Source organism: Streptomyces sp. CA-243310, from assembly GCF_050936775.1.
Classification (GTDB): domain Bacteria; phylum Actinomycetota; class Actinomycetes; order Streptomycetales; family Streptomycetaceae; genus Streptomyces.
The window spans coordinates 877567-904337 of the sequence record NZ_JBNJMF010000003.1; the positions used below are offsets into that span (position 1 = coordinate 877567).

Annotated in this window: 19 protein-coding genes and 6 pseudogenes; 14 read left to right on the forward strand and 11 right to left on the reverse strand. The window is 67.8% G+C overall.

Annotated features, from left to right (window positions below; genetic code table 11):
* Window positions 1-1153 precede the first annotated feature (1153 nt).
* The 3 genes and pseudogenes from ACQEVM_RS37175 to ACQEVM_RS37185 all read right to left on the reverse strand — a co-directional run bounded on the left by ACQEVM_RS37175 (window position 1154) and on the right by ACQEVM_RS37185 (window position 4293).
* The gene (locus ACQEVM_RS37175) at window positions 1154-2122 is read right to left on the reverse strand and encodes a methyltransferase domain-containing protein (protein ID WP_433086884.1); all 969 of its coding nucleotides are present in this window, start codon (window positions 2120-2122) and stop codon (window positions 1154-1156) included.
* 662 nt (window positions 2123-2784) lie between these two features.
* Window positions 2785-3273 carry a lamin tail domain-containing protein gene (locus ACQEVM_RS37180; RefSeq protein ID WP_433086886.1) on the reverse strand — a complete coding sequence of 163 codons (489 nt, stop codon included), beginning with the start codon at window positions 3271-3273 and terminating at the stop codon, window positions 2785-2787.
* A 752-nt stretch (window positions 3274-4025) separates the two neighbouring features.
* Window positions 4026-4293, reverse strand: a pseudogene (locus ACQEVM_RS37185) (hypothetical protein).
* 540 nt (window positions 4294-4833) lie between these two features.
* On the opposite strand from ACQEVM_RS37185, the pseudogene ACQEVM_RS37190 reads away from it, so the two are divergent.
* A pseudogene (locus ACQEVM_RS37190) lies at window positions 4834-6021 on the forward strand (IS701 family transposase).
* Window positions 6022-6203: 182 nt separating this feature from the next.
* Here the strand turns inward: ACQEVM_RS37190 and ACQEVM_RS37195 are convergent.
* Window positions 6204-7037: pseudogene (locus ACQEVM_RS37195) on the reverse strand (IS5 family transposase).
* Window positions 7038-9010: 1973 nt separating this feature from the next.
* Here ACQEVM_RS37195 and ACQEVM_RS37200 point away from each other — a divergent pair.
* A pseudogene (locus ACQEVM_RS37200) lies at window positions 9011-9869 on the forward strand (IS5 family transposase).
* 515 nt (window positions 9870-10384) lie between these two features.
* On the opposite strand, the gene ACQEVM_RS37205 reads toward ACQEVM_RS37200, so the two are convergent.
* The gene (locus ACQEVM_RS37205) at window positions 10385-10990 is read right to left on the reverse strand and encodes a transposase (RefSeq protein ID WP_433086888.1); all 606 of its coding nucleotides are present in this window, start codon (window positions 10988-10990) and stop codon (window positions 10385-10387) included.
* Between the two features lie 1860 nt (window positions 10991-12850).
* On the opposite strand from ACQEVM_RS37205, the gene ACQEVM_RS37210 reads away from it, so the two are divergent.
* The 4 genes from ACQEVM_RS37210 (at window position 12851) to ACQEVM_RS37225 (ending at window position 15414) form a co-directional block, all read left to right on the forward strand.
* Window positions 12851-12988, forward strand: a complete 138-nt coding sequence (locus tag ACQEVM_RS37210; RefSeq protein ID WP_433086890.1) for a hypothetical protein — start codon at window positions 12851-12853, stop codon at window positions 12986-12988.
* A 34-nt stretch (window positions 12989-13022) separates the two neighbouring features.
* Entirely contained in the window at window positions 13023-13316 is a 294-nt protein-coding gene (locus ACQEVM_RS37215) for a lamin tail domain-containing protein (protein WP_433086892.1), read from the forward strand.
* 315 nt (window positions 13317-13631) lie between these two features.
* On the forward strand, window positions 13632-13754 hold the full coding sequence (locus ACQEVM_RS37220; RefSeq protein ID WP_433086894.1) for a hypothetical protein: 123 nt from the start codon (window positions 13632-13634) through the stop codon (window positions 13752-13754).
* Between the two features lie 1444 nt (window positions 13755-15198).
* Window positions 15199-15414, forward strand: coding sequence for a hypothetical protein (locus tag ACQEVM_RS37225; RefSeq protein WP_433086896.1), 216 nt, complete (start codon window positions 15199-15201; stop codon window positions 15412-15414).
* A 325-nt stretch (window positions 15415-15739) separates the two neighbouring features.
* On the opposite strand, the gene ACQEVM_RS37230 is transcribed toward ACQEVM_RS37225, so the two are convergent.
* The 3 genes from ACQEVM_RS37230 to ACQEVM_RS37240 all read right to left on the reverse strand — a co-directional run bounded on the left by ACQEVM_RS37230 (window position 15740) and on the right by ACQEVM_RS37240 (window position 18769).
* On the reverse strand, window positions 15740-16726 hold the full coding sequence (locus ACQEVM_RS37230; RefSeq protein WP_433086898.1) for a TrmO family methyltransferase domain-containing protein: 987 nt from the start codon (window positions 16724-16726) through the stop codon (window positions 15740-15742).
* 102 nt (window positions 16727-16828) lie between these two features.
* Complete coding sequence (locus ACQEVM_RS37235; RefSeq protein ID WP_433086880.1) at window positions 16829-17056, reverse strand: hypothetical protein; 228 nt, start codon at window positions 17054-17056, stop codon at window positions 16829-16831.
* 1482 nt (window positions 17057-18538) lie between these two features.
* On the reverse strand, window positions 18539-18769 hold the full coding sequence (locus tag ACQEVM_RS37240; protein WP_433086900.1) for a hypothetical protein: 231 nt from the start codon (window positions 18767-18769) through the stop codon (window positions 18539-18541).
* Window positions 18770-19286: 517 nt separating this feature from the next.
* Here ACQEVM_RS37240 and ACQEVM_RS37245 point away from each other — a divergent pair.
* From ACQEVM_RS37245 to ACQEVM_RS37270, 6 genes are all read left to right on the forward strand, one after another.
* A complete protein-coding gene (locus ACQEVM_RS37245; RefSeq protein ID WP_433086902.1) occupies window positions 19287-19451 on the forward strand; it encodes a hypothetical protein in 165 nt (54 codons plus the stop codon).
* 44 nt (window positions 19452-19495) lie between these two features.
* Window positions 19496-19657, forward strand: coding sequence for a hypothetical protein (locus ACQEVM_RS37250; RefSeq protein ID WP_433086904.1), 162 nt, complete (start codon window positions 19496-19498; stop codon window positions 19655-19657).
* 304 nt (window positions 19658-19961) lie between these two features.
* The gene (locus ACQEVM_RS37255) at window positions 19962-20255 is read left to right on the forward strand and encodes a hypothetical protein (protein WP_433086906.1); all 294 of its coding nucleotides are present in this window, start codon (window positions 19962-19964) and stop codon (window positions 20253-20255) included.
* A 241-nt stretch (window positions 20256-20496) separates the two neighbouring features.
* Window positions 20497-20988, forward strand: a complete 492-nt coding sequence (locus tag ACQEVM_RS37260; RefSeq protein ID WP_433086908.1) for a hypothetical protein — start codon at window positions 20497-20499, stop codon at window positions 20986-20988.
* A gap of 63 nt (window positions 20989-21051) precedes the next feature.
* A complete protein-coding gene (locus ACQEVM_RS37265; protein WP_433086910.1) occupies window positions 21052-21288 on the forward strand; it encodes a hypothetical protein in 237 nt (78 codons plus the stop codon).
* Window positions 21289-21457: 169 nt separating this feature from the next.
* Window positions 21458-21886, forward strand: coding sequence for a hypothetical protein (locus ACQEVM_RS37270; protein ID WP_433086911.1), 429 nt, complete (start codon window positions 21458-21460; stop codon window positions 21884-21886).
* Here ACQEVM_RS37270 and ACQEVM_RS37275 read toward each other — a convergent pair.
* The 3 genes and pseudogenes from ACQEVM_RS37275 to ACQEVM_RS37285 all read right to left on the reverse strand — a co-directional run bounded on the left by ACQEVM_RS37275 (window position 21866) and on the right by ACQEVM_RS37285 (window position 25054).
* A pseudogene (locus tag ACQEVM_RS37275) lies at window positions 21866-22758 on the reverse strand (IS5 family transposase). The gene ACQEVM_RS37270 and the pseudogene ACQEVM_RS37275 sit on opposite strands and share 21 nt — an antisense overlap.
* A gap of 66 nt (window positions 22759-22824) precedes the next feature.
* Window positions 22825-23664 (reverse strand): annotated as a pseudogene (locus ACQEVM_RS37280) (IS5 family transposase).
* A 1144-nt stretch (window positions 23665-24808) separates the two neighbouring features.
* Window positions 24809-25054 carry a hypothetical protein gene (locus ACQEVM_RS37285; RefSeq protein ID WP_433086913.1) on the reverse strand — a complete coding sequence of 82 codons (246 nt, stop codon included), beginning with the start codon at window positions 25052-25054 and terminating at the stop codon, window positions 24809-24811.
* A 717-nt stretch (window positions 25055-25771) separates the two neighbouring features.
* Between ACQEVM_RS37285 and ACQEVM_RS37290 the strand changes: the two genes are divergently transcribed.
* Together ACQEVM_RS37290 and ACQEVM_RS37295 are read left to right on the forward strand one after the other, a co-directional pair.
* Window positions 25772-26167 (forward strand): lipocalin/fatty-acid binding family protein, encoded by a 396-nt coding sequence (locus ACQEVM_RS37290; protein WP_433086862.1) that lies wholly within the window; start codon window positions 25772-25774, stop codon window positions 26165-26167.
* Window positions 26168-26272: 105 nt separating this feature from the next.
* Window positions 26273-26551, forward strand: coding sequence for a hypothetical protein (locus tag ACQEVM_RS37295; protein ID WP_433086860.1), 279 nt, complete (start codon window positions 26273-26275; stop codon window positions 26549-26551).
* Window positions 26552-26771: the final 220 nt, after the last annotated feature.

Below are 26771 nucleotides of genomic sequence, written 5' to 3' on the forward strand. Positions count from 1 at the left end.
GCATCCCGATCCTGACTCTCCGCCAGCCCTGGGCCTCTGCCAACGTCGAGGACGGGAAGGACTGGAAGGACGTGGCGAACCGATCCCAGCCGACCTCGTACCAGGGGCCTCTCTACATTCACGCGGGCGTCGGCTGGGACGGCAGGGAGTGGGAGCGTCGCCCGACCGGGGTGGCCCATCGGGGGATCCTCGGCCGCGTTACCGTGACCGGCTGCGCGCGCACCAGCAGCAGCACCCGGGCGGAGTCGGGAGCCTGGCACTGGGAGCTGTCCGATCCGGTCCGCTTCAAGACCCCGGTACCCGGCCCTCAGGGGGAAGCTCTTCGTTCTGGTACCCGGACCCTGATCTTTCCGCCCGGCTCACTGAGGCGGAATCAGCACACCGACCCTGACCTGGGAAAACAACCGTAAGTAGTTGACAGGTTGCGCCTTGAACTCGGCGGGGTAATGCTTCATCCCCACGGGGACTCCGTTCTCCTGGACACTCAAGATCCAAGTGTCTCCGGTGTCCAAAACCCGGGGTCAAGGCCCGCGCCCGCTTGGCCCCCGACCTATTCCCCCAGGTCGGGGCCCAGACACGTTTCACCGTCGAGTACGAAGCCCGTCCTCGAAGCCCACCGCCCCGACGCCCTCAACCAGAGCCACGGCTATGCCCGGAAGGCTGGCGGGCCATCCGGCACACGGTCACCACGGCCCCGGCCGACGCCCGTTCACAGACGGCAGGCCGAGAGCCGGGTCAGCGGCGGCGGCCCCAGGACTCGGCGTCGACGGTCCGGTTGCGGTCGTCGCGCAGGGTTGCGGTGTCGGAGCGGTCGTCCCAGACGTGGTCTTGACGCCCGCATACACCTGGTCCGGCTCCGCCACGCGGCCGGCGACCTGGAAGGGGCACTGCGCCATGCCCGCCACCTCGCCGACTCCGGCCACGCCACATCCCTCACAGAACACCCGATCTCGGTCAACGAACTGTGGCCGCACGGACTGGACCCCGACGGGACACCCACACCACCGTGGCAACCCTGCCAAGTGACCTTCGACGGATGACACGAGCACCGGCCCACGAGCTGCCACTCCGGTCGGACGGAACAGTTCAGGAGTCGGAGACCCGGAACGGCATCGCCGAACCCCGGCCCGACCAGGTCCCATCTCCAACAGCTTCAGAAGGCGACCACGGCGGTCGCGGGAGAATCCACCCACACCGTGGTGTCCTGCCCTGTGAGGGTGAGGCCGTAGCGGTCGATGCTCGGCCGGCCCAGCTGTTCCCACTGCTGGTGTGCCGTGGTGATCTCGTCCCACAGGTGACGGGGTCCTGTCTGGCTGACGGCGAACGCGGCCGAAGTGCGCCCGTCGTAGTCGACGGTCGCCCAGGAGCCGGTGGTGTCGGTGACCTGGAGGCGGGTAGCGGCGTGTTCACCGCTGGTGTCCCAGGCGAACGAAGCCCCGGGGACCGTGAGACCCACGTGGAACTCGGCGTCGAGATCACCGCCCGCGACCGTCCACGGCGACAACGTCGTCGACGACCGCACGACTCCGCCTTCATGCGTGGCCGAGGCAGGCGACGCGTCGTCCCGGCGAGCCTCGGGGCGTGCCATCGGCATGAAGGAGGCGAAGGAGTGGAACCTGCCCTCGCCGTGGCCGTGCTGTGGGACCGTCAAGGCGAGAGTGCCGTAGGTGCACCAGGCCGAGGTCCACGGGGTCACGATCCGGCCGCCGGGTCGGATCTGGGTGAGCCAGGCGGGCGGGACGTGGTCGACAGAGAACGTGGCGAGCACCACGTCCCAGGGGCCGCCGGGTGGTCGGGAGTCGGCGGCGTCCCCGACGACGACTGTTGGCGTGTACCCGGCCGCCTTCAGGTTCTCCTGGGCTTCGGCGGCGAGCACCGGGTCGAGTTCGACGGTGGTCACCCGCCGGTCCCCGACGAGCGCACACAGCAGACCCGCGTTGTAACCGGTCCCCGCACCCAGCTCCAACACGCGTGCGCCTGGATGCTCGTGGGCCGGGGAGGGTTCGCCGAGGCCGGTCAGGAGCAGGATGCGCGCGACCATCGAGGGCATCGACGCCGAGGAGGACGGCAGACCGTCGGTGAAGCGGGTGACGAGCGGTTGATCCGTGTAGGCCGCGGCCATCCACCGGTCGGGGTCGGTGGCGCGGTCGACGGGTGCGTAGCCGCCGGACCCGTTCCGCAGCCCAGATGCGCTCCGGTAGGAAGCGGTGCCGATCTACACAGCGAAACGCCTGTTCGAGGCTGGCGGGCAGGGCTTGGTCGAGCTGCTTTGTGATCGCGGTGAGCAGTGTGTCGATCGGCGTGTCGTGGGCAGCGGGATCCCGGCTCGGGAGGGTGGCCACGGGCCTACTTCTTCTTGTCGGGGTCCGGTGGGCGGCGGCGGTGGAGGGGGTGGTGGCAGCGGCCGGTTCGGCTGATGCCCGTCGTCACCGATCGGCGACCGGTGCTTGCCCTCCACGATCCTCGCCACAGCAACCTCCCCGTGAGTCCGAAACCCCAACGGTAGGACCGGTGGGGCGGATACGGCAGGGCGCACACAGGGCGCGTTGTCGACGCGATCAAGCCGAGACCCGTCGTGATCATCCACGCGCCCGACGGCCGCAGTAGCCGGTGCCGTTCAGGGAGTACCGCCCGCCGGGCCGGGCCCTCCGGTCCCTCGACATCAGCCGCGCCGGGAGCGTGGAACACCTGGCCGCCTTGAAGACCGGCGCTGGGCATGGGTGTGTGCCGGGCGGCTGGCGGACTGCCCGGCACACAACCATCACAGGTTCGGCTACCGCCCGTTCACGGGCGGCGGGCCATGGCCTGGGTTAGCGGCGGCGGGCCCCAGGTCTCGGTGTCGACGGTGCGGTTGCGGTCGTCGCGCAGGGTGGCGGTGTCGGCACGGTTGTCCCACACGTGATCGCGCTTGCCCTGGAAGAGGTCGGTGCGGGTGTCGCGGCCGGACCCGGTGTGGATGCGGATCGTGGCGCGGCCGCCGATGCGGGTGTCGTTGAAGCGGTAGCGGTTGCCGTCCGCGTCCCGCAGCGTCCAGCCGCGCAGGTTCACGGGCTGGCGGGTGGTGTTGCGGATCTCCACCCACTCGCCGTTCAGGGAACGGTTGGAGCGGTCGTCACGACCAGGAGCGTCGGCCTGGACCCGGGAGGTCTCCACCCGCGGGTGCCGGTCGTGACCCCGGTCCGCCGCGGTGGCGGGGAGCGCGGCGGCCGAGACGATGGCGCCGGCGGCGAGGACGGTCGCGGCGACACGACGGGCGGTCGACGAAGCAGACATGTGTTGGCCCCTCAAGAACTGTGCTGCACCCGCCGATACGAAGCACGTAGCGGTGCGGGTGCCCGGCCCGTGGTGGGCCGAGGACCCAAACTCTCGACCCGACACACGGCCGACCGCAGCCCCTGACGAGGCCGGTTACCCACCCGGACATTCCCGTCACACACGCTTGGGTACTACACGCGGTCCGGGTGAGCGTGGCCCTGACATTCACTGACCGCTACACCCACCCAAAGCACACACCGCCCGGTCGATCAACGCGCCCGGAGCGCACCACCAGGCGCACCCAACCGCCCGTCACCCAACCGGAGCAGCAAGTTCCGTAACAGCCGTTCCGCACGATTCTTCGCACGGACGCACGGAAACCGTGCCTCAGAACGAATCCGTCCGCCCGCCACGGTGACCGCCCCGCCGAATCGACGGCGAGCCGGCCCGGTACACGCCGGGGTGCACGGCTCGACCGGTGAGCGACCTCCGAAGCCGACAGGCCTGCGGAGCGACCGAGAGGGCGCCGGGGCGACATCGCGCCCGGGTGAGGGGCCACAGCGAGGACGTCGAGCAGCGCGAGCACCTGGCCGGCCTCGGCATCGACTGGGCGCGCCAATGGGAAATATCAGTCCCTAAAGTCCCTGACAAACCCGGGTAATTGATGACCAATCACCCGGATATTCGACGGTCAGGGGTAGAACGTCACCGCTGGTGTCCGGCGCCCAGGCGAGGACCGGGCGCGGCCAGGGGCGAGCACCGGCCCTGGATCAGGGGTTGTCACCGCCCCAGATCCACGGCCCGAACGGATCATCCTCGCTGGGGCCGTAGTCCGCCCGGCCACCCGGCCCGTACATCCCCAGTGGCGTGATCAACAGAGCGCCCGTGAAGAGCTCCTCGGGCATCCAGTCCGTGACGTCGAGCACCTGGCCGTCGAGGGGCCCGCCGAGCAACTCCCGATAGGTGCGTCCCGGGACGCGGGTAGGGGTGCGGGTCGTCGTGGTCCGTGCCGTACACCCGGCGCCCCGCCGTCTGAATCGTGGGTCATGACCCCAGACTCCCCCACCGGCGCGCGCCCGTAGGGTCGATCGCGCGCCGGCTACCGGGGAAGGACGTCACGGCGCCCGATAGGCTCGCCGCACCCGCGCCGACATGGGTGCGCCGGGCAGGGCCGTGCACGGACAGGCTCACCCCTCGAAGATGCGGTACAGCGGCCCGAACAGCCCCGGCAGCCCTCACGGTCCGCCGGGGCTCTCCGACGCCCACCCGTGCGCCGTCCGTACCCGGTCGCTACGCAGCGTCGATCACCGGCCGGCGCCGGACGGCCAGGAGCGGCGGGCCGGAGTCGGAGGGCTTAGAAACGGGCCGGCGGGCGACCCTCAGACCCGGCGCGGCCACGCGTACAACCCGCGACACGACCGACGTCGAGCCGTCCAGATCGATCGCCACCTGATAGACGGACCCAGGCGCCGAACAAGGAGCCCTGCGGGACGCGGTCCAGGTCGAGGCCGGGCCAGCGACCTAGTACGGCAACGGTGCTTGCCGTGACGGTTGGGCAGGTCGGTCGTTGTGCTGTTCATGGGTGGGAAACTTGCTGAGGCCCGGTCCTGGGCTGGTGAACTGAAAGCCTTGCATGAGCGGTTCGTGCATCGGTTCTCCAGGTCGGAGCCGCGGGAGTCGGCTCTTGCCTATACGCGGGGGCTGATAGCTCCTCTAGAGCGGAAGAACGGATGGACACTTGCCGAGGAGGCCGGGCATGCAGGTCCGGACCGGATCCATCGGCTGCTGAACCGGATCGACTGGGACGCCGATGAGGTTCTGGACGACGTCCGGGACTACGTGGTTGAGCATTCTCGGCGATCCGGATGCGGTGCTGATCGTGGACGACACCGGCTTCCTCAAGAAGGGTGTCCGCTCCGCCGGGGTCCAGCGCCAGTACTCCGGAACCGCCGGCCGAACGGAAAACTCCCAGATCGGCGTGTTCCTCGCTTATGCCGGCGGCCGGGGCCGCACGTTGATCGACCGCCGCCTGTATCTGCCCACCTCGTGGACGGAAGACCGGGAACGGTGCCAGGCCGCCGGCATTGAGGACACGATCCGGCTTCGAGACGAAGGTGGTGATGGCCAAGGCCATGGTCCGCCGGGCGATCACGGACCGTATCCCGTTCCGGTGGGTGACCGCGGACGCCGCTTACGGCTTCTCCAAGGGCTGGCGGTCCGAGCTCGAGCAGGCCGACGTCTTCCACGTCATGGCCACCACCCGGCACGACACCGTCGTCACCCGCTGGGCCATCGACCACCCCGTCCACGACCTGTTCCCCGGGCTGCCCCGGCAGAAGTGGAAGCGCCGTTCCTGCGGAAACGGCGCCCACGGGCCACGCGTCTACGACTGGGCGAGGGTCGAGGCCCGGCCTTGGCACCGCGAGGACCGCCGGCACTGGGTGATCGCCCGCCGAAGTGTCCCGCAGGCCCGACGAGATCTCCTACTACATCGCCTACTGCCCCGCCGAAACCACACTGGACGAGCTGATCCGCATCGCGGGAAGCCGGTGGGCGGTCGAGGAGTGCTTCCAGACCGCTAAACAGGAGTGCGGCCTGGACGACTACCAGGTCCGCCGTTACGACGGCTGGCACCGTCACATGACCCTGGCCATGGCCGCCCACGCCTGCCTCAACGTCCTGCGGGCCCGCGAAATCAACACCGGGAAAGCAGAAACGGATCCTCCCAGCTCATCCCCCTCACCCTCCCCGAACTCCGACGCCTGATCAGCGGGCTCATCCGGCCCCGCTCGAGCATCGACCACGTCCTGCACTGGTCCCACTGGCGCCGACGACGACAGTTCCAGGCACGGGTCAGCCACTACAACACGCCGTGGCCACACGCCACCAGAAGCTGCCCAACCATCACAGCAAGCACCGTTGCCAGTACTAGGAGTTGTCTTCAAATGTCACGCCCACATCAGGAGCGAGGCGAGGGTGACGGCTGCCTGGTAGGACTCGGCGGTCTTGTCGTAAGCGGGTCGCGATGCCGCGCCACTGCCTTGAGGCGGTTGAAGCACCGTTCTACGACGTTGCGCCGCTTGTAGAGCTGTTTGTTCGAAACGTCGGCGGGCGGCCCGCCCCGGCTTGCCGCGCCGGAGCCGGTTGCGGACCTGGTCGGCTCGCTCGGGAAATCGTGGTGGCCGATGCCGCGGCGCCGCAGCCAGGTGCGGATGGCCCGGGAGCTGTAGGCCTTGTCGCCCAGCACGTGGACGGGCCGCACTCGGGGGCGGCCCGGGCCGATGCGGGGCACCCGGATCGCCTCCATCACGGTGGTGAACTGGGTTGCAGTCGTTGATGTTGCCGCCCGTGACCACGGAGGCGAGCGGACGACCGTAGGCATCGCAGGCCAGGTGAATCTTGCTGGTCAGACCACCTCGGGAGCGTCCGAGGCCGGGACTGCGGAGCCCCCTTTTCGGGCCCCGGCGGCATGCTGGTGGGCTCGCACGACGGTCGAGTCGACCGACACCAGCCAGTCGATGTCGCCGGCCGCATCCGCCCGGGCCTGCGCGGCCCGGAGCATCCGCTCGAAGGTGCCCGTCCAGAGCCCCACCGGCGAAACCGGGTATGCAGCGTGGCCCACGGGCCATACCGCTCAGGCACATCCCGCCAGGCCGTGCCCGTCCGGAACTTCCACACGATCCCGTTCAGCACGGTCCGGTCGTCCAAACCGCTTCCGCCCGAGCAAGGGACTCAGGCAGCAGCGGCCGGACGAACTCCCACTCCTCATTCAGACAGTTCATGGCGACGTATCACCCAACCATGATCCACCACTCCAAGATCTTTTGAAGACACGACCTAGTGCCGGCTGACCGCTCCGGGCACGGGGCCGTTGGGGTACTGGGCCAAGGTGCGGGTGATCGAGCGGTTCCGGTCGGGGGCGGGTTGGTCTGCGGGTGTTGCCGGCCTGGCCGGCCCGGTTGCGGGGGCGGCGTCCCCGGAGTGGGCGCATGGCACTCAACAGGACTCGGACCAGCCGATGCGCACGGCTGTTAGGACATAGCCAGGACCTGCGGTGGATCGGCCGGGTGTCAGGCACCAGACGGCTTCGGTGCCGGTGGCGGCCCATCGCACTTCAGCTGTACCCGTCCGGTAACGCGGGCGTTGAACGACAGAGAAGTTGCGTTGGGGATGGTCCAGTGGCTGGTACCAGAAGGTAGGTTGCCCGTAAGTGCCCACCTTGGCTTGCGCCGTGTTCGGGTTGATTGCCGTTGTAGACGCACACGTAAGCCTGCGGGGGCATCGAGGAGGCGGCGTGGACTGGTGTACGGGCTGAGCAACGCCAGCATCGTTCCGGCGGCTGCGCATCCCCGAGACGGACATGCGTTTGGGTGACCATGTGCCCTCCATCGAGGGAGTGCCCGGTGCGGGGAAGAGAGCCACGCAACGGGCCGAACGGGTCTCCATAGCAGGCTAGGTAGAACAGCGTCGCCCTGCATTTCTGGCGAGCCACCTCGGATCAAGCTGGGATCGCGGTCGCCCGCAGGGCCAGGGACAGGGATGGCATCGGCACCTCCAGACGGGGCAGGGGGCGGACCATCGTGAGCAGGCCCGTCGCTGCGGTCCTCACTGGCGTTCGCTGCCGAGCGTCCACGTGCGGAGGGGCCCGCGGTGGCCGGTCGACCACGCCGCCGGCCCGGACGGGACGCGCGTTCTTTGGCACCGGTGACCACCCCCTGACGCCCAGACGTCGCTGCCGGCTGTCGTGGGGCCTGTCCGCGCGGGTCCGGGCTGTCGGCGCGACAAGGGGGCCGTTGACCTGGGCTGGGGAGGTTGGATCCCCGGGGTGCGGGGCGGCGGCGACCAGGCGTGCGGGCCCCCCGCGGCGGCCGCGGTCGGCCTCCGGGCAGTGCTGGAAACCTCGTTACTGGCTGTCGCAGAAGTAGGTGTCGCCGCCGCCTGCCGCGGCTTGGCCCAGGGCCTGACCTGCCCCCTCCGAAGGGTGTCCCTGGCCCTGGGGGGCCGCCCACCGCCGATCACACCTGCGGTGCACGCGCGGTGGCCCCCGCCTCAGCCCCTGTCCGTGCGACGCTGCGTGCAACCCGGTCCCTAGCCTGCTATGGAGACCCGTTCGGCCCGTTGCGTGGCTCTCTCCCCGCACCGGGCACTCCCTCGATGGAGGGCACATGGTCACCCAAACCGCATGTCCGTCTCGGGGATGCGCAGGCCGCCGGAACGATGCTGGCGTTGCTCAGCCCGTACACCAGTCCACGCCGCGTCCTCGATGCCCCCGCAGGCTACGTGTGCGTCTACAACGGCAATCAACCCCGAAACACGGGCGCAAGCCAAGGTGGGCACTGTACGGGCAACCTACCTTCTGGGTACCAGCCACTGGACCATCCCCAACGCAACTTCTCTGTCGTCAACGCCCCGCGTTACCGGACGGGTACAGCTGGAAGTTGCGATGGGCCGCCACCGGCACCGAAGCCGTCTTGGTGCCTGGACACCCGGCCGATCCACCGCAGGTCCTGGCTCATGTCCTAACAGCCGTGCGCATCGGCTGGTCCGAGTCCTGTTGAGTGCCATTGCGCCCACTCCGGGGACGCTGCCCCCGCAACCGGGCCGGCCAGGCCGGCAACACCCGCAGACCAACCCGCCCCCGACCGGAACCGCTCGATCACCCGCACCTTGGGCCCAGTACCCCAACGGCCCCGTCGCCCGGAGCGGTCAGCCGGCACTAGGTCCGTGTCCTTCAAAAAGATCTTGTGAGTGGTGGATCATGGTTGGGGTGATACGTCGCCATGAAACTGTCTGATGAGGAGTGGGAGTTCGTCCGGCCGCTGCTGCCTGAGTCCTTGCTCGGGCGGAAGCGGTTTGGACGACCGGACCGTGCTGAACGGGATCGTGTGGAAGTTCCGGACGGGCACGGCCTGGCGGGATGTGCCTGAGCGGTATGGCCCGTGGGCCACGCTGCATACCCGGTTTCGCCGGTGGGGCTCTGGACGGGCACCTTCGAGCGGATGCTCCGGGCCGCGCAGGCCCGGGCGGATGCGGCCGGCGACATCGACTGGCTGGTGTCGGTCGACTCGACCGTCGTGCGAGCCCACCAGCATGCCGCCGGGGCCCGAAAAGGGGGCTCCGCAGTCCCGGCCTCGGACGCTCCCGAGGTGGGTCTGACCAGCAAGATTCACCTGGCCTGCGATTGCCTACGGTCGTCCGCTCGCCTCCGTGGTCACGGGCGGCAACATCAACGACCTGCACCCAGTTCACCACCGTGATGGAGGCGATCCGGGTGCCCCGCATCGGCCCGGGCCGCCCCCGAGTGCGGCCCGTTCCACGTGCTGGGCGACAAGGCCTACAGCTCCCGGGCCATCCGCACCTGGCTGCGGCGCCGCGGCATCGGCACACGATTTCCCGAGCGAGCCGACCAGGTCCGCAACCGGCTCCGGCGCGGCAAGCCGGGGCGGGGCGCCCGCCGACGTTCGACAAACAGCTCTTACAAGCGGCGCAACGTCGTAGAACGGTGCTTCAACCGCCTCAAAGCAGTGGCGCGGCATCGCGACCCGCTTACGACCAAGACCGCCGAGTCCTACCAGGCAGCCGTCACCCTCGCCTCGCTCCTGATGTGGGCGTGAACATTTGAAGACCAACTCCTAGTACTGCAACGGTGCTTGCTTGTGATGGTTGGGCAGCTTCTGGTGGGCGTGTGGCCACGGCGTTTGTAGTGGCTGACCCGTGCCTGGAACTGTCGTCGTCGGCGCCAGTGGGGACCAGTGCAGGACGTGGTCGATGCTCGAGCGGGGCCGGATGAGCCCGCTGATCAGTGCGTCGGAGTTCGGGGAGGGTGAGGGGGATGAGCTGGGAGGATCCGTTTCTGCTTTCCCGGTGTTGATTTCGCGGGCCCGCAGGACGTTGAGGGCAGGCGTGGGCGGCCATGGCCAGGGTCATGTGGACGGTGCCAGCGCGTCCGTAAACGGCGGACCTGGTAGTCGTCCAGGCCGCACTCCTGTTTAGCGGTCTGGAAGCACTCCTCGACCAGCCCACCGGCTTCCCGCGCATGCGGATCAGCTCGTCCAGTGTGGTTTCGGCGGGGCAGTAGGCGATGTAGTAGGAGATCTCGTCGGGCCCTGCGGGACACTTCGGCGGGCGATCACCCAGTGCCGGCGGTCCTCGCGGTGCCAAGGCCGGGCCTCGACCCTCGCCCAGTCGTAGACGCGGTGGCCCGTGGGCGCCGTTTCCGCAGGAACGGCGCTTCCACTTCTGCCGGGGCAGCCCGGGGAACAGGTCGTGGACGGGGTGGTCGATGGCCCAGCGGGTGACGACGGTGTCGTGCCGGGTGGTGGCCATGACGTGGAAGACGTCGGCCTGCTCGAGCTCGGGACCGCCAGCCCTTGGAGAAGCCGTAAGCGGCGTCCGCGGTCACCCACCGGAACGGGATACGGTCCGTGATCGCCCGGCGGACCATGGCCTTGGCCATCACCACCTTCGTCTCGAAGCCGATCGTGTCCTCAATGCCGGCGGCCTGGCACCGTTCCCGGTCTTCCGTCCACGAGGTGGGCAGATACAGGCGGCGGTCGATCAACGTGCGGCCCCGGGCCGCCGGCATAAGCGAGGAACACGCCGATCTGGGAGTTTTCCGTTCGGCCGGCGGTTCCGGGTACTGGCGCTGGACCCCGGCGGAGCGGACACCCTTCTTGAGGAAGCCGGTGTCGTCCACGATCAGCACCGCATCCGGATCGCCGAGATGCTCAACCACGTAGTCCCGGACGCGTCGTCCAGAACCTCATCGGCGTCCCAGTCGATCCGGTTCAGCAGCCGATGGATCCGGTCCGGACCTGCATGCCCGGCCTCCTCGGCAAGTGTCCATCCGTTCTTTCCGCTCTAGAGGAGCTATCAGCCCCCGCGTATAGGCAAGAGCCGACTCCCGCGGCTCCGACCTGGAGAACCGATGCACGAACCGCTCATGCAAGGCTTTCAGTTCACCAGCCCAGGACCGGGCCTCAGCAAGTTTCCCACCCATGAACAGCACAACGACCGACCTGCCCAACCGTCACGGCAAGCACCGTTGCCGTACTAGGTCGCTGGCCCGGCCTCGACCTGGACCGCGTCCCGCAGGGCTCCTTGTTCGGCGCCTGGGTCCGTCTATCAGGTGGCGATCGATCTGGACGGCTCGACGTCGGTCGTGTCGCGGTTGTACGCGCTGGCCGCGCCGGGTCTGAGGGTCGCCCGCCGGCCCGTTTCTAAGCCCTCCGACTCCGGCCCGCCGCTCCTGGCCGTCCGGCGCCGGCCGGTGATCGACGCTGCGTAGCGACCGGGTACGGACGGCGCACGGGTGGGCGTCGGAGAGCCCCGGCGGACCGTGAGGGCTGCCGGGGCTGTTCGGGCCGCTGTACCGCATCTTCGAGGGGTGAGCCTGTCCGTGCACGGCCCTGCCCGGCGCACCCATGTCGGCGCGGGTGCGGCGAGCCTATCGGGCGCCGTGACGTCCTTCCCCGGTAGCCGGCGCGCGATCGACCCTACGGGCGCGCGCGCCGGTGGGGGAGTCTGGGGTCATGACCCACGATCAGACGGCGGGGCGCCGGTGTGTACGGCACGGACCACGACGACCCGCACCCCTACCCGCGTCCGGGACGCACCTATCGGGAGTTGCTCGGCGGGGCCCCTCGACGGCCAGGTGCTCGACGTCACGGACTGGATGCCCGAGGAGCTCTTCACGGGCGCCTCTGTTGATCACGCCACTGGGGATGTACGGGCCGGGTGGCCGGGCGGGACTACGGCCCCAGCGAGGATGATCCGTTCGGGCCGTGGATCTGGGGGCGGTGACAACCCCTGATCCAGGGCCGGTGCTCGCCCCTGGCCGCGCCCGGTCCTCGCCTGGGCGCCGGACACCAGCGGTGACGTTCTACCCCTGACCGGTCGAATATCCGGGTGATTGGTCATCAATTACCCGGGTTTGTCAGGGACTTTAGGGACTGATATTTCCCATTGGCGCGCCCAGTCGATGCCGAGGCCGGCCAGGTGCTCGCGCTGCTCGACGTCCTCGCTGTGGCCCCTCACCCGGGCGCGATGTCGCCCCGGCGCCCTCTCGGTCGCTCCGCAGGCCTGTCGGGCTTCGGAGGTCGCTCACCGGTCGAGCCGTGCACCCCGGCGTGTACCGGGCCGGCTCGCCGTCGATTCGGCGGGGCGGTCACCGTGGCGGGCGGACGGATTCGTTCTGAGGCACGGTTTCCGTGGCGTCCGTGCGAAGAATCGTGCGGAACGGCTGTTACGGAACTTGCTGCTCCGGTTGGGTGACGGGCGGTTGGGTGCGCCTGGTGGTGCGCTCCGGGCGCGTTGATCGACCGGGCGGTGTGTGCTTTGGGTGGGTGTTAGCGGTCAGTGAATGTCAGGGCCACGCTCACCCGGACCGCGGTGTAGTACCCAAGCGTGTGGTGACGGGAATGTCCGGGTGGGTAACCGGCCTCGTCAGGGGCTGCGGTCGGCCGTGTGTCGGGTCGAGAGTTTGGGTCCTCGGCCCACCACGGGCCGGGCACCCGCACCGCTACGTGCTTCGTATCGGCGGGTGCAGCACAGTTCTTGAGGGGCCAACACATGTCTGCTTCGTCGACCGCCCGTCGTGTCGCCGCGACCGTCCTCGGCCGCCGGCGCCATCGTCTCGGCCGCCGCGCTCCCCGCCACCGCGGCGGACCGGGGTCACGACCGGCACCCGCGGGTGGAGACCTCCCGGGTCCAGGCCGACGCCTCCTGGTCGTGACGACCGCTCCAACCGTTCCCTGAACGGCGAGTGGGTGGAGATCCGCAACACCACCCGCCAGCCCGTGAACCTGCGCGGCTGGACGCTGCGGGACGCGGACGGCAACCGCTACCGCTTCAACGACACCCGCATCGGCGGCCGCGCCACGATCCGCATCCACACCGGGTCCGGCCGCGACACCCGCACCGACCTCTTCCAGGGCAAGCGCGATCACGTGTGGGACAACCGTGCCGACACCGCCACCCTGCGCGACGACCGCAACCGCACCGTCGACACCGAGACCTGGGGCCCGCCGCCGCTAACCCAGGCCATGGCCCGCCGCCCGTGAACGGGCGGTAGCCGAACCTGTGGATGGTTGTGTGCCGGGCAGTCCGCCAGCCGCCGGCACACACCCATGCCCAGCGCCGGTCTTCAAGGCGGCCAGGTGTTCCACGCTCCCGGCGCGGCTGATGTCGAGGGACCGGAGGGCCCGGCCCGGCGGGCGGTACTCCCTGAACGGCACCGGCTACTGCGGCCGTCGGGCGCGTGGATGATCACGACGGGTCTCGGCTTGATCGCGTCGACAACGCGCCCTGTGTGCGCCCTGCCGTATCCGCCCCACCGGTCCCTACCGTTGGGGTTTCGGACTCACGGGGAGGTTGCTGTGGCGAGGATCGTGGAGGGCAAGCACCGGTCGCCGATCGGTGACGACGGGCATCAGCCGAACCGGCCGCTGCCACCACCCCCTCCACCGCCGCCGCCCACCGACCCCGACAAGAAGAAGTAGGCCCGTGGCCACCCTCCCGAGCCGGGATCCCGCTGCCCACGACACGCCGATCGACACACTGCTCACCGCGATCACAAAGCAGCTCGACCAAGCCCTGCCCGCCAGCCTCGAACAGGCGTTTCGCTGTTGTAGATCGGCACCGCTTCCTACCGGAGCGCATCTGGCTGCGGAACGGGTCCGGCCGGCTACGCACCCGTCGACCGCGCCACCGACCCCGACCGGTGGAGTGGCCGCGGCCTACACGGATTCAACCGCTCGTCACCCGCTTCACCGACGGTCTGCCGTCCTCCTCGGCGTCGATGCCCTCGATGGTCGCGCGCATCCTGCTCCTGACCGGCCTCGGCGAACCCTCCCCGGCCCACGAGCATCCAGGCGCACGCGTGTTGGGAGCTGGGTGCGGGGACCGGTTACAACGCGGGTCTTGCTGTGTGCGCTCGTCGGGGACCGGCGGGTGACCACCGTCGAACTCGACCGGTGCTCGCCGCCGAAGCCCAGGAGAACCTGAAGGCGGCCGGGTACACCGCCAACAGTCGTCGTCGGGGACGCCGCCGACTCCCGACCACCCGGCGGCCCCTGGGACGTGAGTGCTCGCCACGTTCTCTGTCGACCACGTTCCCGCCCGCCTGGCTCACCCAGATCCGACCCGGGCGGGCCGGATCGTGACCCCGTGGACCTCGGCCTGGTGCACCTACGGCACTCTCGCCTTGACGGTCCCACAGCACGGCCACGGCGAGGGGCAGGTTCCACTCCTTCGCCTCCTTCATTGCCGATGGCACGCCCCGAGGCTCGCCGGGACGACGCGTCGCCTGCCTCGGCCACGCATTGAAGGCGGAGTCGTGCGGTCGTCGACGACGTTGTCGCCGTGGACGGTCGCGGGCGGTGATCTCGACGCCGAGTTCCACGTGGGTCTCACGGTCCCCGGGGCTTCGTTCGCCTGGGGACACCAGCGGTGAACACGCCGCTTACCCGCCTCCAGGTCACCGACACCACCGGCTCCTGGGCGACCGTCGACTACGACGGGCGCACTTCGGCCGCGTTCGCCGTCAGCCAGACAGGACCCCGTCACCTGTGGGACGAGATCACCACGGCACACCAGCAGTGGGAACAGCTGGGCCGGCCGAGCATCGACCGCTACGGCCTCCACCCTCACAGGGCAGGACACCACGGTGTGGGTGGATTCTCCCGCGACCGCCGTGGTCGCCTTTCTGAAGCTGTTGGAGATGGGACCTGGTCGGGCCGGGGTTCGGCGATGCCGTTCCGGGTCTCCGACTTCCTGAACTGTTCCGTCCGACCGGAGTGGCAGCTCGTGGGCCGGTGCTCGTGTCATCCGTCCGAAGGTCACTTGGCAGGGTTGCCACGGTGGTGTGGGTGTCCCGTCGGGGTCCAGTCCGTGCGGGCCACAGTTCGTTGACCGAGATCGGGTGTTTCTGTGAGGGATGGTGGCGTGGCCGGAGTCGGCGAGGTGGCGGGCATGGCGCAGTGCCCCTTCCAGGTCGCCGGCCGCGTGGCGGAGCCGGACCAGGTGTATGCGGGCGTCAAGACCACGTTCTGGGACGACCGCTCCGACACCGCAACCCTGCGCGACGACCGCAACCGGACCGTCGACGCCGAGTCCCTGGGGCCGCCGCCGCTGACCCGGCTCTCGGCCTGCCGTCTGTGAACGGGCGTCGGCCGGGGCCGTGGTGACCGTGTGCCGGATGGGCCCGCCAGCCTTCCGGGCATAGCCGTGGCTCTGGTTGAGGGCGTCGGGGCGGTGGGCTTCGAGGACGGGCTTCCGTTAACTCGACGGTGAAACGTGTCTGGGCCCCGACCTGGGGGGAATAGGTCGGGGGCCAAGCGGGCGCGGGCCTTGACCCCGGGTTTTGGACACCGGAGACACTTGGATCTTGAGTGTCCAGGAGAACGGGAGTCCCCGTGGGGATGAAGCATTACCCCGCCGAGTTCAAGGCGCAACCTGTCCAACTACTTACGGTTGTTTTCCCAGGTCAGGGTCGGTGTGCTGATTCCGCCTCAGTGAGCCGGGCGGAAAGATCAGGGTCCGGGTACCAGAACGAAGAGCTTCCCCCTGAGGGCCGGGTACCGGGGTCTTGAAGCGGACCGGATCGGACAGCTCCCAGTGCCAGGCTCCCGACTCCGCCCGGGTGCTGCTGCTGGTGCGCGCGCAGCCGGTCACGGTAACGCGGCCGAGGATCCCCCGATGGGCCACCCCGGTCGGGCGACGCTCCCACTCCCTGGCCGTCCCAGCCGACGCCCGCGTGAATGTAGAGAGGCCCCTGGTACGAGGTCGGCTGGGATCGGTTCGCCACGTCCTTCCAGTCCTTCCCGTCCTCGACGTTGGCAGAGGCCCAGGGCTGGCGGAGAGTCAGGATCGGGATGCGCGTGGGTAGGTGTGGGCCGTCATGCGTTCGACATTCTCGGAACGCCAGGATGGCGTTCACCCCGGCCACGGTGACCCCCGGCGGCGCCGGCCTGACGTCACGGGGGCGATTGCGTAAAGCTCGATGAAAGGCAGCGCCTCCACCGGCAACCTGTCCCGGTGGAGGCGATCTACTGTCTCCGCGCTTCTGGGGGCGGCCCCGAAGCCGGTGGTCAGTCCTTGGTGGGGGCGTAGTAGTTCGCCGAGCATGTCGGTGGTCCCACTGCGCCTGACGGACCTTGCCGCGCGGGCCCATCTCCTCGAACCAGGGCTTTACTTCCAAGACGGGGGTTCCGTCCACGGCGTCGAGGTCTTCGACGTGAAGGTCCAGGCCGTCGACCTTGACCAGACGACAGCGGGAAATGGCCGAGCCAGTTCGGTCGCCGCATGTTGCGGTGGCGGCGCGGCTGCAGGGGCATGTCGTTGGGATCGCTGAGGTGGAAGCGGAAAGACCACCTCCAAGTGGGGAGAACTCCTCCATGCCCTGAGTCCGCGTCCGGGGTGAAGCGGCTGCCGTCGAGGCGGATGATGGCCTGGGCGCCGCCCCAGTAGTCATCGGTGGGCTCTATCCGGCCTCCGATAAACGTGACCGAGGACTTCCACTTCGAATGCTTCGCGGTCTGGCACAGGGGTTCCTTCCTGCGGGTCAGGGTCAGGGTCAGGCGGTTGCGGCGAGGTACGCGGCGGCCCGGCGGTCGATGTCGGCAATCTGGGGGATGCCGCGCTGCCGGAGCGGGGACAGGGCGGTGCGCATGTCGGTGGCGGCCTGACGGGTGCGGCCAGAGCGGACTCCGTCCATGGCGTTGAGGGCGGCGGCCCACGTTGCGCAGGCTTCTTCGATGCGGTGCTGGCGGGCCTGGATGCCGCCGAGATAGCCGAGGGTCACAGCGTGGGTCCGTTTGAAAGGACGTCGCCTTGCGGGTGCGGACGCTGCGCTGGAGCTGCTGCTCGGCACCGGGGAGGTCGCCTATGTCGCGCAGGGCGAGGGCGGTCTCGTGGGCGAGGGCTTCCTGGAAGAAGGACACGCGGCTCGGTTCTTCGTCCCCTTCGCGGGCAGAGCGGCGAGGTCGTTTTTCGGCGTGGAGGAGGGCGTGGGTGGCGGCCTTCGGCTGCCCGGTCGCGGCGAGGGTGCGGGCGTGGACGACCCCGAGGAGGGCGCGTTCGCGGGGGCTGGCCTGTACTGCTTGCCGTCGACCGAGGCGGCGGCGAGGGCCAGGGCGGGCCGGGAATGCCCGAGGTCGTTTGCCTGGTGGGCCATGGCGCGGATGACGTGCGCGGCCATCGCGGCGTCGTCGGCCTCGGCGGCGAGCTTCACCGCCACAGTGAACTGCTTTTTGTGCGGCCGGGTGGTCTCCGTTGTCGAAGGCCATCCACCCGGAGAGGTAGGCGAGTTCGCTGGCGGTGGAGTACATACCCCGCCGTACCTGGTCGTCGGTGAAGGTGCCGTTGAGGTAGGTGGAGACTTCGCCAACGAGGGTACTGCACGACGGCGGTGCGGGCGTGGCCGCCACCGTGGCGCTGGTCCATCGTGGAAAACAGGGCTGCCATGTCGCGGACGGCGTCGAGGTCGCCGCGGCCTACGACGGCGCGGCCGGCGCGCCGTCGGTTGCCCTGTTCGGCCATGCGGTCCCACCAGGAGCTGCCTGGCAGGGCCAGGCCAGCGAGCGAGTAAGCCGCAGTCCCCAGGGCCCGTCTGCGGTCCATGTCCACGGTGTCGATCCTCCCGAGATCGGCCAGGGCGCTCAGAGTATCCGTGCGCCAGTCCAGCAGATCACGGGTGGGCTCGATGAGGCCGATCTCCCCCAGGGTGACGGTGCGTCCCAGGCGTCGCGACAGTGCTTCGGCGAGGTACCTCCCGGCGCTGCCGCACGGCCTTGACACCGTAGCGAACCCAGTGCGTGACGGTTGACTTGTTCGTCTGGAGTTCGTTCGCCGTTCTCGGCACGGCACATCGCAGCTCCGGTGGTTCAGGGCGACTTGGGAAGGTCACCCCGTTCAACCGGAGCTTCGTTGCGTGAGTGACGGCCCCCGTCAAGCGCCCCTGGCCTGCGGACTCACGTGATCACCAGGACTTTGAAACGCCCCTGCGTCCCGCGATCAGGTCGTTCACGCTCCACCCCGAATGAGGCTGCGGGCGCGGACGCACTGAAAGGGCATCTGAAGTAACCGATCGGCGGAGCCACGACGCGTCGTGTTCTGGGTAGGCATGGGCGTCGCTGGAGAGAGAGGACGGAGATGGAACCATCTGATGTGTACGCCCACCTGGCTCGGTGGGATCTCGAGCGACAGAAGAAGAGGCGGGTGGCGGGGCGCGCGTTCGTTTTGCCGAGTGTGGCCGGGACCCATTCCTATTCGGCAGTGACATCGTTCACGGGTCGAAGGTGACCCGTTGACCCTGGCGGTCACTGTCATTGACACGAGAATTGAGCACGAAGGGGTGGCCTTTGAGATCCGGGGGGATTGCTTGGTGCGGGTTGGTGACCTTGAACCGTTGTTCAACAGCTCGGGAATGGTCGAGCTCGATGCCCCCATTGAGACCCTTGTCGGCCAGAAGCTTCGATTCCTCAGCGCGTTCGGAGTCGTCGCTACGAGCGTTCATTGGTTTACTGCGACGGATACGCCTGTGGGCACCTTCGTGGGTGGCCCTGGTGCTTTCAGCACCCACCTGGCGCTTGGCACGGCCCGTGGTCCCGTCGCCAGGAGGCCGTCGAGGAGTAGCGCTGTGGCAGGCTTCCCTGGTACCCGCCACTCGGCGTCGCTGGGGCCCTCAGTGCCGGGATCCGTTGGAAAGCTCTCGTGGACCCAGTTTCCCGGCGAAGCTGACGTTCACGCGTGCCGAGGCGCCCGGCATTGACGACTGCGTCTTGCGTGGTGGCCCTCGGGCACTGCGGCACTATTTCCAGGGTTCAAACGCGGCGCGGTAATTGATTTGAGTTGCCGGTCTCTATATATTTGTGACGGCGCAGCCTCCGTACTCCTAGGGAGAATCCTTGCCTGACAAGAAACCCCAAGCCGCCCTAATGCTAATAGTTACGCTCGGATCATCACACTGGCGGCAGCGCGCATTCAGATGGCGGATACTCTTCGGGCGCATGCAAGGGCGCAGGGCCGGGCTCGTGAGCACCGAGCTGGACAGGATCATCGGTGATCTGCAGCCGATGGGTGAAAACCTGCGTCTGGGAGGTTCAGCAGGCCTTTTCGCCTACCCCGCCGCAGGCCCAGGAGAGGCGAGCGCGGATTCCGCCGCTGACCTCGCCGCATTCGGTGACCTTCCTTACTGAAGCGGCGAACGAACGTCGCTGACTTCGTCGGAGACATCTTCGGAGTGGGAAAGACCGTCCCAGCTGAATCCGATGCGCCCGACCTGGTGGCACTGGCGCATCTGGTCGACGAGGTGGGTCGCGGTGCGAGCGCCGAGACTCTCGCCGAGATCAAGCAGAAGATTATTTCCGCTCACTCGGCGAATCCCTCTCCGGATGAGAAGTAGACCTCCTTCAGTAAGAGCCCCACCGGGGCGGGGCTGCGGCGGGGAAGGCGTTGGACGTGGCGGAGATCTGGGAATGCACCGTGTGCGCCGTCTTGGCGATCTGGTTGGCGGCTTCCGCCGCCGCTCAGCACAAGAAGGCACGGAACGTGCTGCTGTCGTGGTGGGATAAATCTTGGGCCAGCCCGCTCCTTCCTGTCTTCACGTTCTTCGCTCCTCGCCCGGCTTCTCGTGACTACTACCTCCTTGTCCGAACGTGGAGTGACGGTGATCTAGGGCCGTGGCGTGAGATTCAGGTGGACTCGCCATGGCGATGGTTCCACTGCGTCTGGAACCCCTGCCAAGCGCCAAGGCAAAGCCTTCTCCGACATTATCAACCAACCTGTTGACGGCGCCGCCGAAGTCGGATGTTCAGTGCGTTCTGCACAACTCATACCTGCAACTGTTGTCGTTGGTATCTTCGATCGACAGCCAAGTCGATTCCACGCATCTGCAGTTCATGGTGGTCGGTGTGGGCGGATATAATTCCGATGTCCCTTCCACTGTCACACTTTTTGTCGAATCTGCACGTACGGTCAACGAAGAAGGTGACGTGCGGTGACGGCCGAGCTCGCCCTTGATCTGACGCAGCGTCTCATCGGTTTTACCGCCTGCATCACAGCCGTGGAGGCTGCTGCTGCCCGATCTCTGCTGCCGCAACAGGGCCTGCTTTCCTGGAATATCTCGAGGCTCCGCCGAGTCGATACTGCGACCGGAGTATCGGGGCGCGTCCTTGGACTCTTCTTCGGCGGACACAGGGTCTGGATCACGTTCCTGTCCAGGGCCTTGCTCGGCTGCGCTTGATGCTTACAGTCAGGCCTTCGACCTCGGCGCTCGTTTGCGGAGCACTGGTCGGGCTGATCCTTCTCTCCCACCATGCGACCCCGCAGGGGAACGATGGCTCAGACCAGATCACACTCATCGCCGCGGCCGCCCTGCTCCTGGCACGCCTGTCTCCCTCAGGTTCGCTGGCGCAGCATGCTTGCCTGTTCTTCATCGCCGGCCAGCTGACGTTGGCGTACTTCGCTGCTGGCGTGGCCAAACTCTTCGGCCCGTCATGGCGCTCTGGGATCGCTGTCGCCGAGATCATTTCCACCCGAACCTACGGTGCACAATGGATCGCGCGGATCGCACGGAGGCGACCGGCACCGTTCATCCTTGCCACTTATGGCACCCTGCTGTTCGAGGTGACCTTTCCGCTGATCTTCGTTCTGCCCTCGGGATCTACGATGGCCTTTTCTGGGTGTAGCGATGTCGTTTCATGTGTGCGTGGCCTTCTTGATGGGGCTCAATAGTTTCGTCTTCGCATTCGCGGCCACCTACCCGTCCGTCATCTGGGCTCAAGAGATTCTGCATTCTTGAGCCTGGTGTCGGAGCCGCCAGTACGCCAGAGGGCCCTGTCGCTGGTCAGCGAATCTGAGCAGTCGTCAGGCCCTGACCTGGGGCTGTGCAGTCTGGATGAACGGGTTGGTGCTGCTCTCGGTGCACTGAGCTTCTACGATGTGGCCACCGATCGGGTGACGGTCCGTGAAGCGAAACGAAACGAGGCCCCCGGGCTGTTGATCGAGATGTCTGACGTCTCAATTACGGATTGAGCGTCTTACGGACTCCCCAACCGGAACGGGCCACTTCCCCCGTTTCGGTTGGGGAGTTCTCGTGTGACAGGCGGCTGATTTTCGCCCTCATGGCGCTAGGGCCTGTCCGATGGGTCGTATGAGCTGATCAGGGACGTGGCCTACTGTTCGCTGGAACGAAGGGGGGCGCATGGCGCGCGATACAGCCGAAGCAGAGGCGGGGATGAAGGGGATCACGTTTCCTGCCTGGCACGGAAAGCACTACGTGACCCTGGCTGAGCTACTGGTTCGCCTCGGCAGCTTCGGCCTGGACCTGACGTGGCGCGTCGAGTTCGACGAGATCGTCGATCCTCGCTGTGTCGAGATGGAGCGACGGTCCGCCGCCGCCGGCATGGACACATTGACACTGTTGTCGCTGACGACCCCCTTCCTCCAACTGATCGATGCCAAAGCACGTGGGTTCGCCGGGGACGAGCTGGTGCTCGTCCTGACCGAATTCGACAGCTCCGTGTGGGACGTCAAGGCTGTCGACGAGCGCGTACTCAGCGAACTTCGCCACCAACTACCCGGGTGCCAAGGCCCTCTGAGTCGGGGCACTTCACTCTGGACGGAGCCATAGGCGGATCGCCGCCACAGTGACCGTTCCGTGGAAGACGTACGCCCGTTTGTCGAAGCGCGTGGCGACGGCGCGGAAGTTCTTGAGCCGGTTGATGGTCCGCTCGACTTCGTTGCGGCGGCGGCGGTAGATCGCCTTGTCGAACCCCGTAGGTCGGCCTCCTTGGCTGCCGCGGCGCTGGCGGTTGGCCCGCTGGTCTCTCGGCTCGGGGATCGTGTGCTTGATCTGGCGTCTGCGCAGGTGACGCCGGTTGCGGCGTGACGAGTACGCCTTATCGCCACCGACATGGTCGGGCCGGGTGCGCGGTCGTCCACCAGTCCGCCGGGGCACGCGGATCTCTTTCCAGGACGGGAATCATCTGCGGTGCGTCACCCCACTGACCGGGCGTGATGACAAACCCAAGCGGGCGGCACCCCGCCTTCCCCGGCAAGGTGGATCTTGCTTGTGAGCCCGCCTCGCGAGCGTCTCAGGGCCTCATCGGGACGGTGACGTGCCGGGCTCCTGCGCCGACCCGGGATCTTCGGGGCACGGGTGGAGGCGCCGGCCGCGTGCTGATGAGCGCGGCAGGTCGTGGAATCGACGCTGACCATGCTCCAGTCGATCCGGCCCTCGGCATCGGCGTCGGCCTGGACGGCCCGCAGGATCCTCTCCCACGTGGCCGTCCGCCGACCACCTGCGATGACGGTCGTGAACCGTCTTCCAACTACCGAAGCAGGGAGGCAGGTCCCGCCAGGGAAGGCCAGTCCCGCTGCCGGAACAGAATCCCGTTGATCACACGACGGTGGCACTTCCAGCGTCCACCCCGCCCATGATTCGTCGGTGAGTGGCGGCTCCAGCCGAGCCCACTCCTCATCCGAAAGATCTCCTCGCCCCATGTCCCACGGAACGGGTTCCCGGCAGGAGCGTCACACGACCCATCGGACAGCCCCTAAGAAGTCATCTCATTTGGCGAGTCTGCGGTAGCAGATGAGGGTGCAGGCGATGCTGGTGAAGGCGAGGAAGTGTTCGGCCTTGCGTTCGTAGCGGCGGTGGAGGCGGCGGCAGCCGGCGAGCCAGGACATGGTCCTTTCGACGACCCATCTGTGGCGACCGAGCCGCTGTGAGGACTCGAAGCCTCGGCGGGCGATGCGGTGCTTGATGCCGCGTTCGCGTAACCATTTCCGCAGGTGGGCGTAGTCGTAGCCCTTGTCCGCGTGGAGCTCGGCGGGCTTGCGCCGTCGGCGGCCGCGGCGGGATCGGATGGGCGGTAGGCCGCGGACGAGGGGTTCGAGGGCCTGACTGTCGTGCAGATTCGCGCCCGAGATTCCGACGGAAAGGGGCAGACCGGTCCGCTCAGTGAGCAAATGGATCTTCGACCCGAACTTGCCCCTGTCGACAGGATTCGGACCTGTCAGGCCCCCCTTTTCAAGGCCCTCATGTTCACCGAGTCGATCGCGCAGCGGGACCAGTCCAGCTCGCCGCGGACGCCGAGTTCGTCGAGGACCAGGCGGTGAAGCTTCGCCCACACCCGGGCCTTGCTCCACTCCGAGAAGCGGCGGTGGGCTGTCGCCCCGGACGGTCCGAAGGAGGCCGCTGGCAGCTGCTGCCAGGTACAACCCGACGTGGCCACGAACACGATCGCGGCAAGCACCTCCCGGTCACCGTGTCTGCGCCGCCCTCCACCCTTGAGGCCGCGACGGCGCCTCCGGAACCACCCGCTGAAACAACTCCCACAACTCATCCGGCACCAGCCGCTCAAACGATCCCCACCATGACCGACAGCCTACCCGCGAGGGCCAAATGAGATGACTACTAAGCCCTCTGACGCCGACCGGCGATCGACGCCGCGTAGCGACCCGGTACGGGTGCTGCGGGCAGCGGAACAGCCCCGGTCGATCCCCGAGGGACCCCGAGGCCACGGGTGAAGACTTCAGCGCATCGCCAGCAGGTCAATTCGATAGTAAGTGGATTCCTTTCGGAAGGAAAGGTCACGCCTCACAGTCTGGTATGAGAAAAGGCGCGGCCCCCCGGCTGGAGTGGCCGCGCCAGACTCGCCCCGGCACCGCATGAAGGTGACCATCCCTCGGCCCCGAACGCCTTCACGGCGTGCGGGAGTGTGCAGCAGGTTCCCCGGAGGGTTCCTGCATAGGTAATAGACCTGTTTGGTGACCGGGTTTTCATCACGCATTAGCGATATCCGCTACGCACCGTCAGGAAGCGGTACCCACGAACTCAGGCGAACCCCCGCGCACTCACACGCACGGAAGGCGGCGGGTGCGGGGAAAGATCCAAAGAATCTTTCAACTTCCCCTCCCCGAAGGAGGGTGTCCGGCAGAATGCCACCCCATGGACCAGGGTGTGGCCGCGCTGATCGCGGCAGGCTTCGGGGTGTTGGGAACAGTGGTTGGCGGAGCTGCGGCTGTGTGGGGCGCAAGGACCGGAGCCGAGAGGTCGGCCCAAGCCGTCAAGCAACAGGTGAAAGATCAGGCTGCTGCCGAACATGCACACTGGCTTCGTCAACAACGGTTGGAAGCGTATGAAAGGTTCGATGACACGTACTCTCAACTCTCTCGACTTGTCCATCGAATAGAGGGAGACATTTCCTCGACGCCAGATCTGATCCGAGACTTGGCGCGCTGCAGTTCCCGCATTGATATCCTCGGACCGCTGGAAGTTTCGTTCCGTGCGGTTCAAAATAGCCACAGCCCTCGGTGTTCGAATAGCACAGCTTCACATGCTCCGCCGAATGGAATCGGGTGGGGGTGGAGAGCCGAGCGAAGAATATTCGCAGTTAGTTTCTCAACTTCGCGACGAGAGCGATGCGGTCAACAGGTGGGGTGAATATCACCGCGGATTTGTTCAGGCGGCTCAGAAAGTCATGGGATCACACCTTGCGTAGTGGTTCGATCTTTTACCGATAGTCCGTTCGAATTGCGGCCGGCAGGGTCAGATTTTGCTCGTCCAGCCGTTCACGGGTGGGCGCTCGCCGCCACCGCGCGCGTAGGCGATCACGTCCCCGACCCGTTCCCCGCTCTCGTGCAGTTCCTGCTCGTCCAGCTCGACCGAAAGCATTCCGAGGGCGGGAACGGTGTCGTCCGTGATCTCTCCGGTCGCGTACAGCCGGCTGATGGGGCCGCCGTCCCGGTGGGGCCGCAGGATCTCGCGCACGTCGGTGTCCGTCAGGTCGTCCATGGGGTCAGGGTAGGGACGACCTGACGGCGAGCGGCGCGTTTCGGGCATCTGCTCCCGCGCACGGGCGGGCGGCGGAAAGCCCCGGCGGTCCGTGAGGGACTGCATGGGCCGTTTCGGGCCGCTGTACCGCATCTTCGAGGGGTGAGCCTGTCCATGCACGGCCCTGCCCTGCGCACTCCCTGTCGGCGCGGGTACGGCGACCCTACCGGGCGCCGGTGCGCCTTTCCTTGGCCGCCGGGCCACCGCCGTGCCACTCGATCAGCCCCACCCCGTCGATGTCGACGTCATCGGGGTCGAGGCCGGCACGCCGCAGGAATTCGAGGAGATCGCGGGGGTCTGTGCACCCGGGGTATGACTGTGTAACCCGCGGCGTCCGGACGGGTGTGGCGAAGATCCACTTCCGGCCAATCTCCCGGTCCGCGCGTATCCCGGTGGTGACCGCTCCCTCCTCTGACGCGTGAACGTGCCTCCCGAGGGGTGCTGGTCAGGGTGCGGTGGGCGAAGAATCGATCCGAACCGGGGAGAGTGTTCGACCGGGCAGTACAACGCCCCCTCCGGGGCGTTGTCCGTCGTGGGCCGGGCTCCGAACCGTGGTGGCCTGGAGCCGGCTCCGGAGGACCTCGGGGACTGTCCGGATCCCACTCGGCCGGCCCGCGCCCATGCCTACGCTCACGGTGACCGTCTCCGGCCGGATACGACACAACGGGAGCAGGATTCATGACGTTGAGCAGTGGCAGTTACCAGGCCGTGTCCCGCAAGGACTGGGACGTCTACCTCAAGGCAATCGGTGTGGGCTTCGACCAGGCGGAAGAGGAACTCGGTGATTTCCGCCTCGATGTGACCTTCCAGGACCCGGCCGTCACTCTCGCCAAGGTCTACCCCAGCCGCACCTACACCCAGGAGTTCGAGCTCGGCCGGCAGTTCCGGTTCCAGATGCCCGACGGCGCGCAGGGCATCGGTATGGCCCGCCAGGACGGTGCCCGGCTGATCCAGCAGATGAGGGGCGTCCGCGAGATCACGGCCATCTGGAAGTTCGACGGCGACGACCTCACCGAAACCGTCAGCACGGACGGCATCACCGCCACCACCACCTACCAGCGCATCACCACCTGACCCCGACCGGTGCCCATGATGGGGCTGCGGTGGGGGCGGGGGTTGGGAATGATCTTCTTGGGGGCGAGTGTCGTCCTGTGTGGGATGTGCTGGAGGGAGCCGGGAATGAGTAAGGCACGGTTGACGGCGAAGAAGAGGAAGAAGGACCCGACGGCCCCCAAGACGCCGGCGTCCGCGTACATCTTGTTCGGGCAGAAGGAGCGGCTGCGGATGTTGGAAGGGAATCCGCACCCTGACATCATCCACGAGGCGAGGACTGTGTCCGATGCGTGGCTGAAGATGACGGATGAGGAGAAGGCTCCGTACGAGGCCAAGGCCCAGGAGGACAAGGCCAGGTACGACAGGGAGTTGGCTGTCTGGAAGGCGAATCAGCCCGCGCGATAGCCACGGCCTTCCCGGCCGGCGGGGGAGGGGCCTGCTCGACGGGCTGAACCCCTGGATGTTGTGAGGCGTGTTCAGGGCGGGAGAAGCGCAGCGGACCCGGAGCGGCCCGGGCCGAAACTGAAGGTCTGGGCCCGGTGTGCGGGCCGTTCGGGCGAAGCCCCACCCGTGTGAACGGGTGTGCTGGTAGCTGTGGGCGTGCGTCGGCACAGTCGGTGGCGTT

Bases quoted from the DNA above. Each gene is read 5' to 3' on its own strand.
- ACQEVM_RS37240 (WP_433086900.1), bottom strand. From the start codon at position 18,769: ATGAACGCTCGTAGCGACGACTCCGAACGCGCTGAGGAATCGAAGCTT.
- ACQEVM_RS37230 (WP_433086898.1), bottom strand. From the start codon at position 16,726: ATGACTACTGGGGCGGCGCCCAGGCCATCATCCGCCTCGACGGCAGCC.
- ACQEVM_RS37285 (WP_433086913.1), bottom strand. From the start codon at position 25,054: ATGGACGACCTGACGGACACCGACGTGCGCGAGATCCTGCGGCCCCAC.
- ACQEVM_RS37175 (WP_433086884.1), bottom strand. From the start codon at position 2,122: ATGGCCGCGGCCTACACGGATCAACCGCTCGTCACCCGCTTCACCGAC.
- ACQEVM_RS37260 (WP_433086908.1), top strand. From the start codon at position 20,497: ATGCTTACAGTCAGGCCTTCGACCTCGGCGCTCGTTTGCGGAGCACTG.
- ACQEVM_RS37270 (WP_433086911.1), top strand. From the start codon at position 21,458: ATGGCGCGCGATACAGCCGAAGCAGAGGCGGGGATGAAGGGGATCACG.
- ACQEVM_RS37295 (WP_433086860.1), top strand. From the start codon at position 26,273: ATGAGTAAGGCACGGTTGACGGCGAAGAAGAGGAAGAAGGACCCGACG.
- ACQEVM_RS37290 (WP_433086862.1), top strand. From the start codon at position 25,772: ATGACGTTGAGCAGTGGCAGTTACCAGGCCGTGTCCCGCAAGGACTGG.
- ACQEVM_RS37255 (WP_433086906.1), top strand. From the start codon at position 19,962: ATGGCGATGGTTCCACTGCGTCTGGAACCCCTGCCAAGCGCCAAGGCA.
- ACQEVM_RS37180 (WP_433086886.1), bottom strand. From the start codon at position 3,273: ATGTCTGCTTCGTCGACCGCCCGTCGTGTCGCCGCGACCGTCCTCGCC.